This is a genomic window from Burkholderia sp. BCC1998 (assembly GCF_905339875.1).
Classification (GTDB): Bacteria; Pseudomonadota; Gammaproteobacteria; order Burkholderiales; family Burkholderiaceae; genus Burkholderia.
On record NZ_CAJPHE010000025.1, the window covers coordinates 1 to 17,633 of the forward strand.

Consider the following 17,633-nt stretch of genomic DNA (forward strand, 5'->3'; position numbering starts at 1 on the left):
TCGCTGCTCTAACCAAGCATGAGCTAGGGGCCCAGACGGGAAGCAACCGGTGCTACACGCCACCCCGGCAACGAAGCCGGGCCGGCATTGTAACAACAAAGCCGCTAAAGAGGACAAACGCCACCGACATCACGCGGATACCGGCGGCGTTCGCAAGTGAGACGCTGGAAATCAGTTCCCTTCGAGGAACGACTTCAGCTTGTCGGAACGGCTCGGATGACGCAGCTTGCGCAGCGCCTTGGCCTCGATCTGACGGATCCGCTCGCGGGTGACGTCGAACTGCTTGCCGACTTCTTCGAGCGTGTGATCGGTGCTCATCTCGATACCGAAGCGCATCCGCAGCACCTTCGCCTCACGCGGCGTCAGCGAATCGAGCACGTCCTTCACGACGTCGCGCATGCTGGCATGCAGCGCGGCATCCGCCGGCGCGACCGTGTTGTTGTCCTCGATGAAGTCGCCGAGATGGGAATCGTCGTCGTCGCCGATCGGCGTTTCCATCGAGATCGGCTCCTTCGCGATCTTCATGATCTTGCGGATCTTGTCTTCCGGCATCTCCATCTTCTCGGCGAGCGTTGCCGGATCCGGCTCGAGACCGGTTTCCTGCAGGATCTGCCGCGAGATGCGGTTCATCTTGTTGATCGTTTCGATCATGTGAACCGGAATACGGATCGTGCGCGCCTGGTCCGCGATCGAACGCGTGATGGCCTGGCGGATCCACCACGTCGCATAGGTCGAGAACTTGTAGCCGCGACGGTATTCGAACTTGTCCACCGCCTTCATCAGGCCGATGTTGCCTTCCTGGATCAGGTCGAGGAACTGCAGGCCGCGGTTCGTGTACTTCTTCGCGATCGAGATCACGAGACGCAGGTTCGCCTCGGTCATTTCACGCTTCGCCTGACGCGCCTTCAGTTCGCCGGCCGCCATCTGGCGGTTGGTTTCCTTCAGGTCCTTCAGCGGCAGCACGACGCGCGCCTGCAGGTCGATCAGACGCTGCTGCTGCTCGCGGATCGCCGGAACGTTACGCGACAGGACCGCGCTGTACGCATGGCCTTCGGCCGCGATCTTCTCGGCCCAGTCGAGATCCGTCTCGCTGCCGGGGAAGCGCGCGATGAATTCCGAACGCGGCATGCCGCACTTGTCGACGACGATGTGCAGGATCTGACGCTCGACCTGACGCACTTCGTCCACTTGCGCACGCAGCGTGTCGCACAGACGCTCGACGGTACGCGCGGTGAAGCGGATCGTCATCAGTTCGGTCTGGATCGTTTCCTGCGCCTTCAGGTAGGACTTCGACTTGTAGCCTTCCTTCTCGAACGCGCGGCGCATCTTGTCGAACCACTCGCTGATCTGCGAGAACTTGTCGAGCGAGGCGCGCTTGAGGGCTTCGAGCTGGGCGGCATTGGCCGACGCCTGCGCGGCACCGTCGTCTTCCTCCTCTTCCTCTTCTTCCTCTTCCTCTTCGGCTTCCTCGTCCTCGTTCTCGATCGCTTCCGCTTCCTTCGCGGAGAAACCGTCCGTATCGGCGGAGTCCGAAGCATTCGGATCGAGCAGGCCGTCGACGAGCTCGTCGACGCGGATCTCTTCGTTCGCGACGCGCTCGGCCATCGCGAGGATGTCGGCGATCGTCGTCGGGCACGCGGAAATCGCCATCACCATGTGGCGCAGGCCGTCCTCGATCCGCTTCGCGATCTCGATTTCGCCTTCGCGCGTGAGCAGCTCGACCGTGCCCATCTCGCGCATGTACATCCGGACCGGATCGGTCGTGCGGCCGAATTCCGAATCGACGGTCGACAGCGCGACTTCCGCTTCTTCCTCGACTTCATCGTCCGACGACGCGGCCGGCGCGTTGTCGTTCAGGAGCAGCGTTTCCGCGTCCGGAGCCTGCTCGTAAACCGCCACGCCCATGTCGTTGAACGTGCCGATGATGCCTTCGAGGGCTTCGGTCTCGGTGAAGTTGTCCGGCAGATGGTCGTTGATTTCGGCATACGTGAGGAAGCCGCGCTCCTTGCCGAGCTTGATCAGCGCGCGCAGTTTCACGCGGCGCTCTTCGAGCTCCTCGGCCGTGCCGGGCGTGCTCGTCGCGAACGCTTCCTTCAGCAGCGCCTTTTCCTTGGCGCGACGATCGCGCACCTTGGATTTGCCCGGGGCAGCCGCGGCTGCGGGCTGCTCGTCGCTCTGATTTGCGTCGTCATCGACGGATACTTCGTTCAGCTTTTTGGTCATGGAGTTCGCCGTACCGGCTATATCGACTCGCGGCTGCTGGACGACAGCCGGTTGAACCGTAGGTGCATGAGTAGTACGTACTGCCGTTTCGTCCGCGGCGGCAGTCGTGTCCCTTGCGCTTTTCGCACTTGCCCGCTTCGCCGCCGGCTGGGCCGGCCCGGAGTCGGGTCTGGCGGCAGCCCGTGTTCTGGCTGCCGGCGCCGGCGCAGCCTGAGCAGTGCCGGCCGCGGTTTTCTTTCCTGCAGGGGCTGACGCGGCTGAAGACGTTGTCCTGGTGGAAGAAGCAGACTTGGCCGCTGTGACCTTGGTGGTCGGCTCCGTCGAGCCCTTGCCTGCTGCTTTCTTTCCGCCTGTCGTCTTTGCCATCGCGATTCTCGCCTCTGCTTAGAAAACAAACCGCTGGAAACCTTATATTATAGCACGCTGGGGCGCCCTCTCTCAGCGCCCCGGCCGCCTACAGCCCGAGCCGACGTTTCATGTCGGTTCGCTGCTGGTTCAATTCCGTCAATTCGGCCAGTTCCTCGGGTGTGAAGGTCGATTGCCGCGCCAGCCGATCAAGCCGGTCGCAGCAGGCGTCATAGCGCATCTTGAGCACCGCGGCCTGCAGTTCCTCCCCCGCGATCCGTTCCTGTTCACGCTGCCGCTCGGGCACCGTCTCGTCTTCCGGATTCTGTAACAGCAAATCGCGGACGTTTTCATCATAGTCCAGAATTTCGCGGAAGATTTCCTCGTAAGTCGCGCCGTTCGAGGAGGTCCGCAGGACATCGGACAGCAGCCGGAACTCCGCGCCGTCGCCCAGCGCACGCGCATGCTCGACGACTTCGGCGAACAACTCGCCGATCCGCGGCAGCGCGCGCAGGGTCGCAAGCTGTTCGTCGTCGAGCTGCGACGCGATCCGCGGATGCATCACGAGCGTACGCAACGCGCGCTTTTCGCTGTCCGTCACGCGCCGCCGCTCGCTGCGCGCGGGCGCCTGGCGCGGCGGCGCCGCGATGCGTGCATCGACGTCCGACAATCCCGCGACTTCCTCGAACGGGATATCGAGACGGTCGGCGAACATGTGCATGATCTGCGCGCGCAACGCGTTTGCCGGCAGCGCCTGCAACAGCGGCTTCGCGTCGAACAGCGCCTTCGCGCGACCTTCCGGCTGATCGAGCGCCTTGCCCGCAATTGCTTCGTTCAACAGAAATTGCGACAGCGGCATCGCGCGCTCGACCTGCTCGGAGAACGCGTCCGCACCGAATTCGCGTACATAGCTGTCCGGATCGTGCTCGGCCGGCAGGAAAAGGAATCGGATCGTCCGGTTGTCCGCCGCATGCGGCAGGCACGCTTCGAGCGCGCGGCGCGCCGCGCGCCGGCCGGCCGAGTCGCCGTCGAAGCTGAAAATGACCGTGTCGGTCTGGCGCAGCAACTTCTGCACGTGGATCGGCGTGCATGCCGTGCCGAGCGTCGCGACCGCGTTCGGGAAGCCGAGCTGGGCGAGCGCGACGACGTCCATGTAGCCTTCGACGACCAGCACGTACTTGCGCTCGCGGATCGCGAGGCGCGCCTCGAACAGCCCGTACAGTTCGCTGCCCTTGTTGAACAGCGGCGTTTCCGGCGAATTCAGGTACTTCGGCTCGCCGCTGCCGAGCACGCGTCCGCCGAACCCGATCACCTGCCCCTTCACGTTGCGGATCGGGAACATGATCCGCTCGCGGAACCGGTCGTAGCGTCGCGCCACGCCCTGCGCGTCGGTTTTCTCGCTGACGATCACGAGCCCCGATTCGACGAGCGAGTCGTCGCGGTAGTCCGGGAACGCCGTTTCGAGGTTCTGCCAGCCGTCCGGCGCATAGCCGAGCCCGAAGCGCGCGGCGATCTCGCCGGTCAGGCCCCGGTTCTTCAGGTACTGGATCGCGACGGTCGCGCCACGCAGTTGCTTGCGGTAGTAGTCGCACGCGGCGGACATCACGTCGGACAGCGCGGTCGCGACCGATTTCGACACGGGCGCCGGATAGTCGCCGCCGCCCCCACCGCCGCCGCCGCGCATCGACGGCTCGTGCGGCACGGTCAGGCCGACCGACTGCGCGAGCTCCTGCACGGCTTCCGGGAACGTGAGCCCCGCATGCTCCATCAGGAAGCCGATCGCCGTGCCGTGCGCGCCGCAGCCGAAGCAGTGATAGAACTGCTTGGTCGGGCTGACGGTAAACGACGGGCTCTTCTCGTTATGGAACGGGCACAACCCCATGAAGTTGGCGCCGCCCTTCTTGAGCTGCACGTACCGGCCCACCACGTCGACGATATCGACGCGGTTCAGCAAATCCTGCAGGAACGAATGCGGAATCACCGTGGGATCGAGCGAAAAAAAGACAATACGACGCTCCGGCGCACGCGCATGCGACGCGCCGGGAAGCGGGTTTTACTTCGACAGCGCGGCCTTGACCTGCGCGGAAACGGCCGTCATGTCGGCGCGGCCGGCGAGCTTGCCCTTCAGCACGCCCATCACCTTGCCCATGTCCTGCGGGCCGGCTGCGCCGGTTGCCGCGACCGCGGCCTGGACTTCGGCAGCCACTTCGGCGTCCGACAGCTGCGCGGGCATGTAGGCGCCCAGCACCGTCAGTTCGGCCTGCTCCTTCGCGACGAGATCGTCGCGGCCGGCGGCCTCGAACTGGCTGATCGAGTCCTTGCGCTGCTTGATCATCTTGTCGATCACCGCGGTGATGCCCGCGTCGTCGAGGGTCACCCGATCATCGACCTCGCGCTGCTTGATCGCGGCCATCAGCAGGCGAATCGTCGCCAGACGCTCGCTTTCCTTCGCGCGCATCGCGGCCTTCATGTCTTCGCTGATCTGCTCTTTCAAACTCATCTTGCACCCGGGATGGAAACGTGACTTCGACGCCCGCGAACGGGCGTCAACACAAAAACCCGCTTGGGACTAAGTCTCAAGCGGGTTGCTCGAATCCGGCATCGGCGACTCGCGGCCCCGGAACGAGGCCGATCGTGCGGAGGTCGCCGGTGCGCCGCTCAGCGAACCGCGCGGCGCTCAATCGTTCAGTACAGCTTCTTCGGCAGCGTCTGGCTGCGAATCCGCTTGTAATGACGCTTCACCGCAGCAGCCTTCTTGCGCTTGCGCTCGGCGGTCGGCTTTTCGTAGAACTCCCGCGCACGAAGCTCGGTCAGCAGACCGTTCTTCTCGATCGTGCGCTTGAAGCGACGCATGGCGACTTCGAACGGCTCGTTTTCTTTAACGCGAATGATCGTCATGATCCGACACGAATAAAGGTTTGCAGGGAAGACTTACGAGTATAGCAGAGCGTCGTGCAAAGACATAAGGGCCGGGTCCCGTCAACGGCAGGGCGCGCAGCCGTGTCAGGCGCCGCGCGAGAACTCCGCCGCAGCCTGCCCGGCCGCCGTGCCGGACGCCCATGCCCACTGGAAGTTGTAACCGCCGAGCCAGCCCGTCACGTCCACCGCCTCGCCGATGAAGAACAGCCCCGGCACCCGCGCGCTCATCATCGTCGCCGACGACAGTTCGCGCGTATCGACGCCCCCTTTCGTCACCTCGGCCTTCTTGTAGCCCTCGGTGCCGTTCGGCGTCAGCGTCCAGCCGGACAGCGCGTCGCCGATCTGGCGCAGCGTCTTGTCGGGCAGGTCCGCGAGCCGCGCGTCGGCCGCGACGCGGTGCGTGTCGAGCCAGACGTGGGCGAGGCGCGACGGCACCCAGTCCGCGAGCAGCGAGCCGATCTGGCGCTTCGACGTGCGCTTCGCGTCGAGCAGGTCGGCCACCGCGTCGCGCTGGGGCAGCAGGTCGATACGGATCGGGTCGCCGGAGTGCCAGTAGCTGGAGATCTGCAGGATGCCGGGGCCCGACAGGCCGCGATGGGTCAGCAGCAGGTCCTCGACGAATTCGCCGCCGCGCTTCTTGTCGCCGGTCGACACGCGCACTTCGAGCGACACGCCGGACAGCGCCGCGAACGGCTCCCAGTCCTGCGACGCAAAGGTGAGCGGCACGAGCGCGGGCCGCGTATCGACGAGCTTGTGGCCGAACTGCTTCGCGAGCCGGTAGCCGAAGTCGGTGGCACCGATCTTCGGGATCGACAGGCCGCCGGTGGCGACGATCAGCGCGCGTGCGCGGATCGGCCCCGCCTGCTGCGTGTCGAGCGTGAAGCCGTCGGACGGCGCGTGGCGCACCGCGTCGACGACCACCGGCCGGCGCCAGGCGATGCCGCCCGCGTCGCATTCATGCTTCAGCACGTCGATGACCGCGTCGCTGCCGTGATCGCAAAAGAGCTGCCCCTTGTGCTTTTCGTGCCAGGTCACGTGGTGACGCTTGAGCAGCCCGAGGAAGTCGCGCGGCGTGTAGCGCGCAAGCGCCGAGCGCGCGAAATGCGGATTCGACGACAGGTAGTTGTCGGGGCCCGCATGGAGGTTCGTGAAGTTGCAGCGGCCGCCGCCCGAGATGCGGATTTTCTCGGCGAGCCGCGGCGCATGGTCGATCAGCACCACGCGGCGGCCGAGTTGCCCGGCGACCGCGGCGCTCATCATCCCGGCGGCGCCCGCGCCGATCACGGCGATGTCGTAAGTTTCCATGGCGCGGTTTGTTCAGGAACTTTGCATAGGCTAGGAATTATGCATATTTATCAGCCACTTAGAGGTAGGCGACTGATGAATATCTTGAGGAAGGGCGAATGATACATGCGACGGCGGAGAACGCAACGCTTGGATGGGGGCGCAGCCCCGATTCGCAGGTTGCACTCGCAACCGTGAATCGACGGTCCTCATCCTTGCGGGTCGGCAGGAGAACCTGAATGCGGCTGATCTCATCCACCAGCGACTTCCTCGTCAGCAGCCGGCCCTATCCCGGGTTCCCGATCCTGCCTTGGGACAACATGGACGGTTGCCGTCCAGAGACACTCTCGGATTCGGTTCGGACGATGCGCTTGTTCTCTTTCCATTGACCACACGGTGTTTGATTGCTTTTAGTGGAAGTCAAGGTCGCATTGGAACTGGCTCCGCACAGCCTGGGCAGGTTGAGCGAGTCAATGAGGTCACTTGTGAAGCTGCGAGGCGCTTACGAACATTCACTTGCCCCTGCAGATCGATCGTCCCAATCGATGAATGAGGTGACATTTGGCCAAACCGACGCTTATGGATTTCGACTGCCCGATCAAGTCTCGGCGCGGCTCGCTCCTCAGCTGGCTGCTGAGGTCATCCTGGCGATCACGGCCCCACGTCGATGCGGCCATAGAGACCATCCGCTTCGTCGTTCGTGCCGGCCGCGAAGAACAGCGTATTAGTGGGCTGACTGTTGAGCCCATTCCCGAATGCGATGCCCCACAGTCCAGCCTCGACGATTGCGCTGCCGTCAGCGTGCTCAAGGGTCCCGAGCATGGTCCCGGACGTCGCATCGAACGCGTGGATCATGCCATCGCCAAAGTTGCCGATCAGGACGGCGTTGCTGAAGCGTCCAAAATTCGCAGGAGCCAGTGCCATACCCCACGGCGCATTCAGCGACCCGCCGGTAGCGAAGCGCTGCAGGAATTGTCCCGACGGACTGAACACATCTATCACGCCGAAGCCTGCGCCCTTGACGTCATCATGTGCTGCCGCATCCTGCTTCGCGTAGGCGACGAACAGTTTCGAGCCGAGCGCCTGGATGCCAAATGGCGCGAATCCCGCAGGTAAAGCGGGATCCTGAAACGCGCCGACTGGCGTGACTTTGGCGAAGGTCCGGTCGAACACGTCGATCCGGTTGTTGTGGAAGTCCGTCGCGTACAGGAAATTCGCCCCGTTGTTACTGGCAATCGCGAGCCCCTTGTAGACGGCGGCGCCGCCGCTGTCGAACACCGTGATTGCCGACGTCGGGTCGACCGCGGGCGACCATGCGGTCATGGTCCCGCCCTCGCCAACGAAAATGAACGCTGCAGGCCCCGATTTGGCGCCCTGGGTCACCATGAAGTCATTCGTGCCATTGAACACGATCCCGGTCGGAGCGGGGTCGCCGCTCGTGCCCGGCGGGATCGTCACGACGAGCGATTGCGGCACGCCGTTGCCATCGTAGAGCGTCGCGTGCTGCGTGCCGTTATCCGCGACCCAGACGAAGCCCTTGGGATTGAAGGCAATGCCCCATGGATTCTTCAGGTTGGCATCCACGTGCGCAGCCGGAACAGCGCCGTCGGAGACCAGCGCACTGACCGCGTACTGTCTCTCGTGAGACGAACCGCCGCCACACGCCACGACGCTCGCCAGCACGACAGCCGACAACGCAGCACCGAACGCCGCATGGATCTGTTTCATGATGGAACTCCGAACGTGGAAGAGCAGCTAGTAAACGAATCGGCAACCTCGTTTATTCCGCCCGTCTCGCCCGCGCATCATGAATTTTCGAAGCATGGTCACCGAAGCGGGCGAACTCGCTCCGATCGATGTCGATCCATAGTTGTCGGCGGAAGCCGAACGCCGATGCACGTAAGTCTCCGCATATCGACACGTGTCGTTGACGGCCATTGTTCTAGCAAGCCCGCGTTGCAATTCACGGTGCCACGACAAGCACTGTGTGCATGCCGGATTCATAGTGCCCCGGCTTGTTGCAGATCAGCACGTAGTGGCCGGGTGCGAGCTTGAATGACACACGCTTGCTCCTGCCGGGCGCGATATCTTCGACTTCCCCGATTTTCGTCAGCCTGTGCTCCATTACCTCTCCTTTTCTGACAGGGAGCGCATCGTCAGACAGATCCGTCTTGAGCACGACGAGCTCATGTTCCATGTTGTTGTCAGCGGCATTTTTGACATCAAGCGTGACGCGACCAGACTTCACGGTATGCGTCTTGAGCTGAATCGAGTTGGATAGCAATGTCGCGTCGACTGTATGCTGCGCCCAGCTTGCCTGCGGCGTCACACCAAGGACGGCCGCGCCCGCGACGACGATGACTCTGCAAATGGCATACATGGCTCCCTCCATAGACATTGAAGCATCGCGTCTGCCGCGAGTTGAGCGACTGCCGTGCGCTATTCATCGAGCGCGCAAGGCCCCCCTGCCTGTGTGACGGCATGAACGTTCTCGGGCGCGCGCGATACCTAAACGTACGCATCGGGGCACTTATTCCCGGAGCCGCGCAGGGGCGGCGCCGTCCATTCTCGCCGCGTTCATCACGGTACTGGCCATCTTCTTCCTGCAATGGTCGTTCCGAGCAACGCAGGTGCGTAACCGCCAACTCGCACATGTTGGCTGGCTCCATGCAGCCTTTGCCGCGATGCTGTTCGCCATCTGACGAAATCGGCGGCGGCATCGACGCGTGAAGATCGATGCCGTCGCGCAAGTGTCCGACAACTCGCTTCAGCTCGATTTCACCGGAAACGCGCTGCATCGGCCGTCAACCTGGCCGTCGTGTGCCGGCTGTGCATTCGCGCGACTCATACGTCTTCCCCGGTACAGGGAGGCGATCTGGAACACGGCCTACTCCGAGCCTCCACGAGAACGCAGCCGAGAGTCTTGACGTCTATCGCCACAGAGCCATCCGTCGTCGACCGGCGCGGATGGGAACCGCGTTGAAGCGGCAGCATCCTGTTCAACATGTGAACCGACCCCACGAAGGTTACAGAAGCGTTGTCCCTGCCCGGCCTGCGGCCCGGGCCGCGCAAAGCGGCGATCGACCCTCGCCTGCTATAATTTGCGGTTACGTCTACCTTCCTGCGGCGCGCTCGATGCAGCGCGCCCCGCCCTGACCCATGCTCGTTCTCGGCATCGAAAGCTCCTGCGACGAAACCGGCCTCGCGCTCTACGACACGCAGCGCGGCCTGCTCGCGCATGCGCTCCATTCGCAGATCGCGATGCACCGCGAATACGGCGGCGTCGTGCCCGAGCTCGCGTCGCGCGACCACATCCGCCGCGCGCTGCCGCTGCTCGAGGAAGTCATGGCGCAAAGCGGCACGCGCCGCGACGACATCGACGCGATCGCATTCACGCAAGGCCCCGGCCTCGCCGGCGCGCTGCTGGTCGGCGCGAGCATCGCGAACGCGCTCGCGCTCGCATGGAACAAGCCGACCGTCGGCATCCATCACCTCGAAGGCCACCTGCTGTCGCCGCTGCTCGTCGACGAGCCGCCGCCGTTCCCGTTCATCGCGCTGCTGGTGTCGGGCGGCCACACGCAACTGATGCGCGTGACCGACGTCGGCGTGTACGAGACGCTCGGCGAGACGCTCGACGACGCGGCCGGCGAAGCGTTCGACAAGACGGCGAAGCTGATCGGCCTCGGCTATCCGGGCGGCCCGGAAGTGTCGAAGCTCGCGGAAACGGGTACGCCGGGCGCGGTCGTGCTGCCGCGCCCGATGCTGCATTCGGGCGATCTCGACTTCAGCTTCAGCGGCCTGAAGACGGCCGTGCTCACGCAGATGAAGAAGTTCGAAGCGGCGAAGCTGGAGGGCGTTGCGCTCGAGCGCGCGAAGGCCGATCTCGCGCGCGGCTTCGTCGACGCAGCCGTCGACGTGCTCGTTGCGAAATCGCTCGCCGCGCTCAAGAAGACGAAGCTCAAGCGCCTCGTGGTCGCGGGCGGCGTCGGTGCGAACCGCCAGTTGCGCGCGGCGCTGTCGGCCGCCGCGGCCAAACGCGGCTTTGACGTGCACTACCCCGATCTCGCGCTCTGCACCGACAACGGCGCAATGATCGCGCTCGCCGGCGCACTGCGGCTCGGCCGCTGGCCCGAGCAGGCGAATGCGGACTACGCGTTCACGGTGAAGCCACGCTGGGATCTCGCGTCGCTCGCACGCTGAGTCGCGCGGCACGGCGCTGCGCAACGTCGCTCGCACCTGCACGCGCCGGACGGAAAACAAGAAGGCCGCTCGATTCGAGCGGCCTTCTTCATTGCAGCGGCAATTCGACGCAGCGCCGCAGCGCCCCGACGTTACGCAGGGTGTCGCTTGTCGCGCTCGATCAGCGCATACGCGCTGTGATTGTGGATCGATTCGAAGTTCTCGGCTTCGAGCACGTAGGCGATCACACGCTCGTCCGCGTCGAGACGCTGCGCGACGTCGCGCACCAGATCCTCGACGAACTTCGGGTTTTCGTACGCGCGCTCCGTCACGAACTTCTCGTCCGGACGCTTCAGCAAGCCCCACAGCTCGCACGACGCCTCTTCTTCCGCGATGCGGATCAGCGCCTCGACCGGCAGGTCGGCTGCGAGTTCGGCATCGATCGTCACGTGCGAGCGCTGGTTGTGCGCGCCGTACTGCGAAATCTTCTTCGAACACGGGCACAGGCTCGTCACCGGCACGAGCACCTTCAGGAACAGGCGCGTTTCGCCGTCGCGGCATTCGCCCGCGAGCGTCACTTCGTAGTCGAGCAGGCTCTGCACGCCCGACACCGGCGCCGTCTTGTTCACGAAGTACGGGAACGTGACCTGGATGCGGCCGGCCTCGGCTTCCAGCTTCTCGAGCATCGACGCGAGCATCGCGCGGAAGCGCTCGACCGTCAGCGGCGCACGGTTCTCTTCGAGCAGCGCGACGAAGCGCGACATGTGCGTGCCCTTCTGATCGGCAGGCAGGCGCACGTCGAGATTCCAGACGCCGACGCTCGGCTGCACGTCGCCGCTCTCGGTGCACACCGTCAACGGATGCCGGACCGCCTTCACGCCCACGCGCTGAATCGGAATCTGGCGGGTATCCACCGTGCTCTGCACGTCGGGCATCACGAAGGCGGGATTCATCTGGTTCATCTTGTTCAATCCTTGTAAGCCGCGCGTTCGACGACGCGCACGCCGCGTCACGCGGCAGCCGGAAAAGCAACATGGGCCCGCAGGCCCATGTTTTCCGCATCAATGTAGACCGGTTGCGCCAGTCGCACCGACGCCGCCCGCAGGCGGCGCCAGCTTATGCGACGCGCTTCGCCTGATCGGCGACATCGGCCGCCGGGCTCAGGAAGCGTTCGCGAATCGATTTCGCGATGCCCGCGCCGTCGAGGCCGCATTGCGACAGCAGCTTCGCGGGATCGCCATGATCGATGAACTGGTCAGGGAGGCCCAATTGTATTACGGGTCGGATAACCCCACTCTCCATCAGGGCTTCGACGCAGGCCGAGCCCGCACCGCCCATCACGCAGCCTTCCTCGACCGTGACGAGGTAGTCGTGCGTCTCGGCGAGTTCACGCACGAGCGCCGCATCGACCGGCTTCACGAAACGCATGTTCGCGACCGTGGCGTCGAGCTCCTCGCCCGCCGCGAGCGACGGCGCGACCATCGTGCCGAACGCGAGGATCGCGACGCGCTTGCCTTCCGGCTGCGACGTACGGCGACGCACTTCACCCTTGCCGAGCGGGATCTCGGTGAATTCCTTCACCGTCGGCACGCCGGTGCCCGCGCCGCGCGGATAGCGCACCGCGGTCGGGTTCGGCTGCTGCAGCGCCGTGTGCAGCATCTGGCGGCACTCGTCCTCGTCGGACGCGGCCATGATCGTCATGTTCGGGATGCAGCGCATGAACGCGAGATCGTATGCGCCCGCGTGCGTCGCGCCGTCGGCGCCGACGAGGCCCGCGCGGTCGATCGCGAACACGACCGGCAGGTTCTGCAGCGCGACGTCGTGGATCAGCTGGTCGTACGCACGCTGCAGGAACGTCGAGTAGATCGCGACGACGGGCTTCAGCCCTTCGGTCGCGAGACCACCCGCGAACGTCACCGCGTGCTGCTCGGCGATGCCGACGTCGTAGTAGCGATCCTTGAAACGCTTCTCGAACTCGACCATGCCCGAGCCTTCGCGCATCGCGGGCGTGATGCCGACGACGCGCGTATCGCGCTCGGCTTCATCGCACAGCCATTCGCCGAATACTTGCGTATAAGTCTTTTTCGCGGGCGTGGCCGACGGCTTGATGCCTTCCGCCGGGTTGAACTTGCCGGGGCCGTGATAGAGCACGGGATCCGCTTCGGCGAGCTTGTAGCCCTGGCCTTTCTTCGTCACCACGTGCAGGAATTGCGGGCCGCGCAGTTCGCGGATGTTCTGCAGCGTCGGGATCAGCGAATCGAGATCGTGACCGTCGATCGGGCCGATGTAGTTGAAGCCGAACTCCTCGAACAGCGTGGCCGGCACGACCATGCCCTTCGCGTGCTCCTCGAGCTTGCGCGCGAGTTCGAGCACCGGCGGCGCCACGCTCAGCACGCGCTCGACGCCCGCACGCGCGGCCGCGTAGAAGCGGCCCGACATCAGGCGCGCGAGATGGCGGTTCAGCGCGCCGACCGGCGGCGAAATCGACATGTCGTTGTCGTTGAGGATCACGAGCAGCTTCGCATCCTCCGACACGCCCGCGTTGTTCATCGCCTCGAACGCCATGCCGGCCGTCATTGCGCCGTCGCCGATCACCGCGATCGAGAAGCGGTCGTCGCCGTTCAGCTGGCTGCCGATCGCCATCCCGAGCGCCGCCGAGATCGACGTGCTCGAGTGCGCGGTGCCGAACGTGTCGTATTCCGACTCGCTGCGGCGCGGGAAACCCGAGATGCCGTCGTACTGGCGCAGCGAATGCATCTGGTCGCGGCGGCCCGTCAGGATCTTGTGCGGGTAGGTCTGGTGACCCACGTCCCAGACGATCCGGTCGTTCGGCGTGTTGAACACGTAGTGCAACGCGATCGTCAGCTCGACCGTCCCGAGGTTGGACGACAGATGGCCGCCCGTCTTCGACACGCTGTCGAGCACGAACGCGCGCAGTTCATCCGCGAGCGGTTGGAGTTGGCGACGATCGAGGCGGCGCAGATCCGCCGGGTCGTCGATGGTTTTCAGCAAGTCGTACATCGTCGTTCCATTGTAGGAAATCAAACGCGCCCGCATTCTATTGCACGCACCGTAGCGTGTGCGCAGCGGCGGGCTTCGCGTCAGCTGACCCGGTTCACCACCAGGTCGGCAAGTTCGGCGAGACGCTGTGCGCGTGCGCCGAACGGTTTCAGCGCATCATGCGCTTCGGCGCGCAGCTGGGCTGCGAGCTCACGCGACGCGTCGAGGCCGAGGATCGATACGTAGGTCGGCTTGTCGTTCGCCGCATCCTTGCCGGCCGTCTTGCCGAGCGTCGCCGAATCGGTCGTGACGTCGAGAATGTCGTCGACGACCTGGAAGGCCAGACCCACGGCCCCCGCGTAGACGTCGAGCGCGGCCATCGCCTCCGCCGACGGCGTGTCGCCCGCCAGCGCGCCCATCCGCACGGCCGCTCGCAACAGCGCGCCCGTCTTCATCCGGTGCATCGTCTCGAGCTGCTCGCGCGTCAGCTTGAGGCCGACGCTCGCCAGGTCGATCGCCTGCCCGCCGGCCATGCCGATCGAGCCGCTCGCCAGCGCCAGCTCGCGCACGAGCGCGGCCTGCTGCACCGGCGACAGCGCGGCGGCGTCGGTCAGCGCGACGAAGGCCTGCGACTGCAGCGCATCGCCGACCAGCAGCGCCGTCGGCTCGTCGTACTGCACGTGCACGGTCGGCTTGCCGCGTCGCAGCGCGTCGTCGTCCATGCACGGCATGTCGTCGTGCACGAGCGAGTAGACGTGGATCATCTCCAGCGCCGCCGCTGCCGCGTTGCGCGCCGCTTCGGTCGCGCCGGTCAGTTCGCCTGCTGCATGGCACAGCAGCGGGCGAACGCGTTTGCCGCCGCCGAGGACCGCGTAGCGCATCGCTTCGTGGAGTTGCGTGGGCACCACGTTGTCAGCCGGCAAATAGTGGCCGAGTGCGTCCTCGACACGGTCGAGCACGGACCGCATCCATTGTTCGAATGTCATAGATCGTCGTCTTCGCCGTCCGTGGCGGCCGTTCCGGACGAAAGCGGCTTCAGCGTCGCGCCGTCGAGCACGCGAACCTGCTGCTCCACTTTCTCGAGCTGCTGTTGGCAAAACGCAACGAGAGTCGCACCGCGGCGATACGCAGCGAGCGAATCCTCGAGGCTCAACGTGCCGCCTTCCATCCGGGCAACCAGCGTCTCGAGTTCCGCGAGCGCCGTTTCATAGTTGTCCGGCAACGGTTCGGTGCCATTGCCGGGCGGGGTGGCGCCTTGGGATGCGGTTTTCGCCATGGACGAGGGTGTCAAATTTCAAAACAAGTCGGACATTCTACGGCAAAAGAGAATTTTCCGACCTGCCGACTTGGGCACCCGGGCACGCATTCGGGCCCCTTCTTCGACACACATTGTGCGCCACCCGATCGCCGCCGGACAAAAAATTGACACAAATCAGGCACTTAATCCTAGCCTTGCGAGGCGAACCGGGTATAATTCCGCGTTTCCCTAAATCGATTTTTCGATGGTTGGGTTGTTCACTGCTTTCACGCTAACACCGGGAGTGGGAATGTCCAATCTGAGCGATGCGCTTCAGTTGAAGTCGGCTCACAGCCAGCTTCCAGTCACTGCATACTTCGATGAGGCGCTGCTCGAGCGCGAGATCGAAACCCTCTTCAAGAAAGGACCTCGTTACGTCGGGCACGAGTTGATGGTGCCCGAGGCGGGGGATTATTTTGCGCTGCCGTCCGAGAAGGAAGGCCGCGTGCTGGTCCGCAACCCGGCGAACCAGATCGAACTGCTGTCGAACGTGTGCCGCCACCGGCAGGCGATCATGCTGAACGGGCGCGGCCACACGCAGAACATCGTGTGTCCGCTGCACCGCTGGACGTACGATCTGGAAGGCCAGCTGCTCGGCGCGCCGCACTTCCCCGACAAGCCGTGCCTGAACCTCGGCAAGAGCCCGCTGCAGAACTGGCAGGGGCTGCTGTTCGAGGCCGAAGGCCGCAACGTCGCGCGCGATCTCGCGAACCTCGGCACGAAGCATCACTTCGACTTCTCCGAGTATCACTTCGATCACGTCGAAGTGCACGAGTGCGATTACAACTGGAAGACGTTCATCGAGGTCTACCTCGAGGATTACCACGTCGTCCCGTTCCACCCGGGCCTCGGCAGCTTCGTGTCGTGCGACGATCTCAAATGGGAGTTCGGCGACTGGTACAGCGTGCAGACGGTCGGCGTGCACAACGCGCTCGCGAAACCGGGCAGCGCGACCTACAAGACGTGGCACGAGCAGGTGCTCAAATTCCGCAATGGCGTGCCGCCGGAGTTCGGCGCGATCTGGATGGTCTACTACCCGGGCCTCATGATCGAGTGGTATCCGCACGTGCTCGTCGTGTCGTGGCTGATTCCGCGCGGCCCGCAGAAGACGACCAACATCGTCGAGTTCTACTATCCCGAGGAAATCGCGCTGTTCGAGCGCGAGTTCGTCGAGGCCGAGCGCGCCGCCTATATGGAGACGGCCATCGAGGACGACGAAATCGCGATGCGGATGGACGCAGGTCGCCGTGCACTGATGGCGCGCGGCGAATCGCAGGTCGGCCCGTACCAGAGCCCGATGGAAGACGGCATGCAGCACTTCCACGAGTTCCTGCGCCGCCATCTCGGCGATCTCTGACCTGCGCGCGGTGCTTGCGCGCCGCACGGCATTCGGCATATGAAAAGACGGGTTCCGGCCCGTCTTTTTTTGTTTAGACTTGGAGTATCAGGCCGTTTGCACTCCAGGGAGCCGTCATGCCACATACCCACTACACCACGCTCATCTCAGCAACCAATCTCGCCGAGCGCCTGGCCGCGGCGCCGGGCAGCGTTGCCGTGTTCGACTGCCGCTTCGATCTCGCCGATCCGGGCGCAGGCGAAGCCGCCTACGCAGCCGGCCATATCGCGGGCGCACAGTATCTCCATCTCGACCGCGACCTGTCCGGCCGCAAGACCGGCACGAACGGCCGCCATCCGCTGCCGACCCGCGACGCGCTCGCCACGCTGCTCGCCAGCCGCGGTGTCAAGCAGGGCCAGCAGGTCGTCGCCTATGACGCACACGGCGGCGCCTATGCGGCGCGCCTGTGGTGGCTGCTGCGCTGGCTCGGGCACGATTCCGTCGCAGTGCTCGACGGCGGCCTGCAGGCATGGGAAGCAGCCGGCCAGCCGCTGACCGCCGACGTGCCGCACCCGGCCGCCGGCGACTTCCGCGCGGCGGCCCCGCTCGAATCGACGGTCGACGCGGCAGCCGTGCTCGCGAACGTGACGTCGGCCCAGCGCGTCGTGATCGATGCGCGCGCGCCGGATCGCTATCGCGGCGAAAACGAAACGATCGATCGTGTCGGCGGCCATATTCCCGGCGCACGCAACCGGTTCTTCAAGGACAACCTGGCCGCCGACGGCCGCTTCAAGACCGGCCACGAACTGCGCGAGACGTTCACCGCGCTGCTGGCCGGCACCGAACCGAACAACGCGATCCTGCAATGCGGATCCGGCGTGACCGCGTGCCACAACGCACTCGCGCTCGAGATCGCCGGGCTTCACGGTGCGTCGCTGTACCCGGGCTCGTGGAGCGAATGGAGCGCCGATCCGTCGCGGCCGATCGCGACCGGCCCGAACCCGTAAGCACCGGCGCGACACGTCGACGAGGCGGCGGCATCTGCCGCCT

The 17,633-nt window shown here is 64.9% G+C and carries 14 protein-coding genes; 3 read left to right on the forward strand and 11 right to left on the reverse strand.

Going from position 1 to position 17,633, the window contains the following annotated elements; genetic code table 11:
• Positions 1-171: 171 nt before the first annotated feature.
• The 7 genes from rpoD to U5A56_RS31105 all read right to left on the reverse strand — a co-directional run bounded on the left by rpoD (position 172) and on the right by U5A56_RS31105 (position 9,151).
• Positions 172-2,589 carry an RNA polymerase sigma factor RpoD gene (gene rpoD / locus U5A56_RS31075; protein ID WP_321926313.1) on the reverse strand — a complete coding sequence of 806 codons (2,418 nt, stop codon included), beginning with the start codon at positions 2,587-2,589 and terminating at the stop codon, positions 172-174.
• 88 nt (positions 2,590-2,677) lie between these two features.
• A complete protein-coding gene (dnaG, locus tag U5A56_RS31080) occupies positions 2,678-4,549 on the reverse strand; it encodes a DNA primase (RefSeq protein WP_124486423.1) in 1,872 nt (623 codons plus the stop codon).
• A gap of 72 nt (positions 4,550-4,621) precedes the next feature.
• Positions 4,622-5,068, reverse strand: a complete 447-nt coding sequence (locus U5A56_RS31085) for a GatB/YqeY domain-containing protein (RefSeq protein WP_059524656.1) — start codon at positions 5,066-5,068, stop codon at positions 4,622-4,624.
• A 185-nt stretch (positions 5,069-5,253) separates the two neighbouring features.
• The gene (rpsU, locus tag U5A56_RS31090; RefSeq protein ID WP_006479415.1) at positions 5,254-5,466 is read right to left on the reverse strand and encodes a 30S ribosomal protein S21; all 213 of its coding nucleotides are present in this window, start codon (positions 5,464-5,466) and stop codon (positions 5,254-5,256) included.
• A gap of 105 nt (positions 5,467-5,571) precedes the next feature.
• Positions 5,572-6,792 (reverse strand): NAD(P)/FAD-dependent oxidoreductase, encoded by a 1,221-nt coding sequence (locus tag U5A56_RS31095; protein ID WP_044845276.1) that lies wholly within the window; start codon positions 6,790-6,792, stop codon positions 5,572-5,574.
• 630 nt (positions 6,793-7,422) lie between these two features.
• Positions 7,423-8,499, reverse strand: coding sequence for a TIGR03118 family protein (locus U5A56_RS31100; RefSeq protein WP_321926316.1), 1,077 nt, complete (start codon positions 8,497-8,499; stop codon positions 7,423-7,425).
• Positions 8,500-8,734: 235 nt separating this feature from the next.
• Positions 8,735-9,151 carry a sulfocyanin-like copper-binding protein gene (locus U5A56_RS31105; protein WP_321809782.1) on the reverse strand — a complete coding sequence of 139 codons (417 nt, stop codon included), beginning with the start codon at positions 9,149-9,151 and terminating at the stop codon, positions 8,735-8,737.
• A gap of 779 nt (positions 9,152-9,930) precedes the next feature.
• On the opposite strand from U5A56_RS31105, the gene tsaD reads away from it, so the two are divergent.
• Positions 9,931-10,971, forward strand: a complete 1,041-nt coding sequence (gene tsaD / locus U5A56_RS31110; protein WP_044845274.1) for a tRNA (adenosine(37)-N6)-threonylcarbamoyltransferase complex transferase subunit TsaD — start codon at positions 9,931-9,933, stop codon at positions 10,969-10,971.
• Between the two features lie 131 nt (positions 10,972-11,102).
• Here tsaD and folE2 read toward each other — a convergent pair whose 3' ends face one another.
• The 4 genes from folE2 to U5A56_RS31130 form a co-directional block, all read right to left on the reverse strand.
• Positions 11,103-11,912: a GTP cyclohydrolase FolE2 gene (gene folE2 / locus U5A56_RS31115; RefSeq protein WP_321926319.1), complete on the reverse strand. Its 810-nt coding sequence runs from the start codon at positions 11,910-11,912 to the stop codon at positions 11,103-11,105.
• Positions 11,913-12,066: 154 nt separating this feature from the next.
• Positions 12,067-13,971, reverse strand: coding sequence for a 1-deoxy-D-xylulose-5-phosphate synthase (dxs, locus tag U5A56_RS31120; RefSeq protein ID WP_044845272.1), 1,905 nt, complete (start codon positions 13,969-13,971; stop codon positions 12,067-12,069).
• A gap of 80 nt (positions 13,972-14,051) precedes the next feature.
• Entirely contained in the window at positions 14,052-14,936 is an 885-nt protein-coding gene (locus U5A56_RS31125; RefSeq protein ID WP_044845271.1) for a polyprenyl synthetase family protein, read from the reverse strand.
• The gene (locus U5A56_RS31130) at positions 14,933-15,226 is read right to left on the reverse strand and encodes an exodeoxyribonuclease VII small subunit (protein ID WP_044845270.1); all 294 of its coding nucleotides are present in this window, start codon (positions 15,224-15,226) and stop codon (positions 14,933-14,935) included. Before U5A56_RS31130 ends, U5A56_RS31125 begins: the two co-directional genes overlap by 4 nt.
• Positions 15,227-15,497: 271 nt before the next feature.
• Here U5A56_RS31130 and U5A56_RS31135 point away from each other — a divergent pair, with 271 nt between their 5' ends.
• Positions 15,498-16,604 (forward strand): aromatic ring-hydroxylating oxygenase subunit alpha, encoded by a 1,107-nt coding sequence (locus U5A56_RS31135; RefSeq protein WP_044845269.1) that lies wholly within the window; start codon positions 15,498-15,500, stop codon positions 16,602-16,604.
• A 116-nt stretch (positions 16,605-16,720) separates the two neighbouring features.
• Positions 16,721-17,590 carry a sulfurtransferase gene (locus U5A56_RS31140; protein WP_124486430.1) on the forward strand — a complete coding sequence of 290 codons (870 nt, stop codon included), beginning with the start codon at positions 16,721-16,723 and terminating at the stop codon, positions 17,588-17,590.
• Positions 17,591-17,633: the final 43 nt, after the last annotated feature.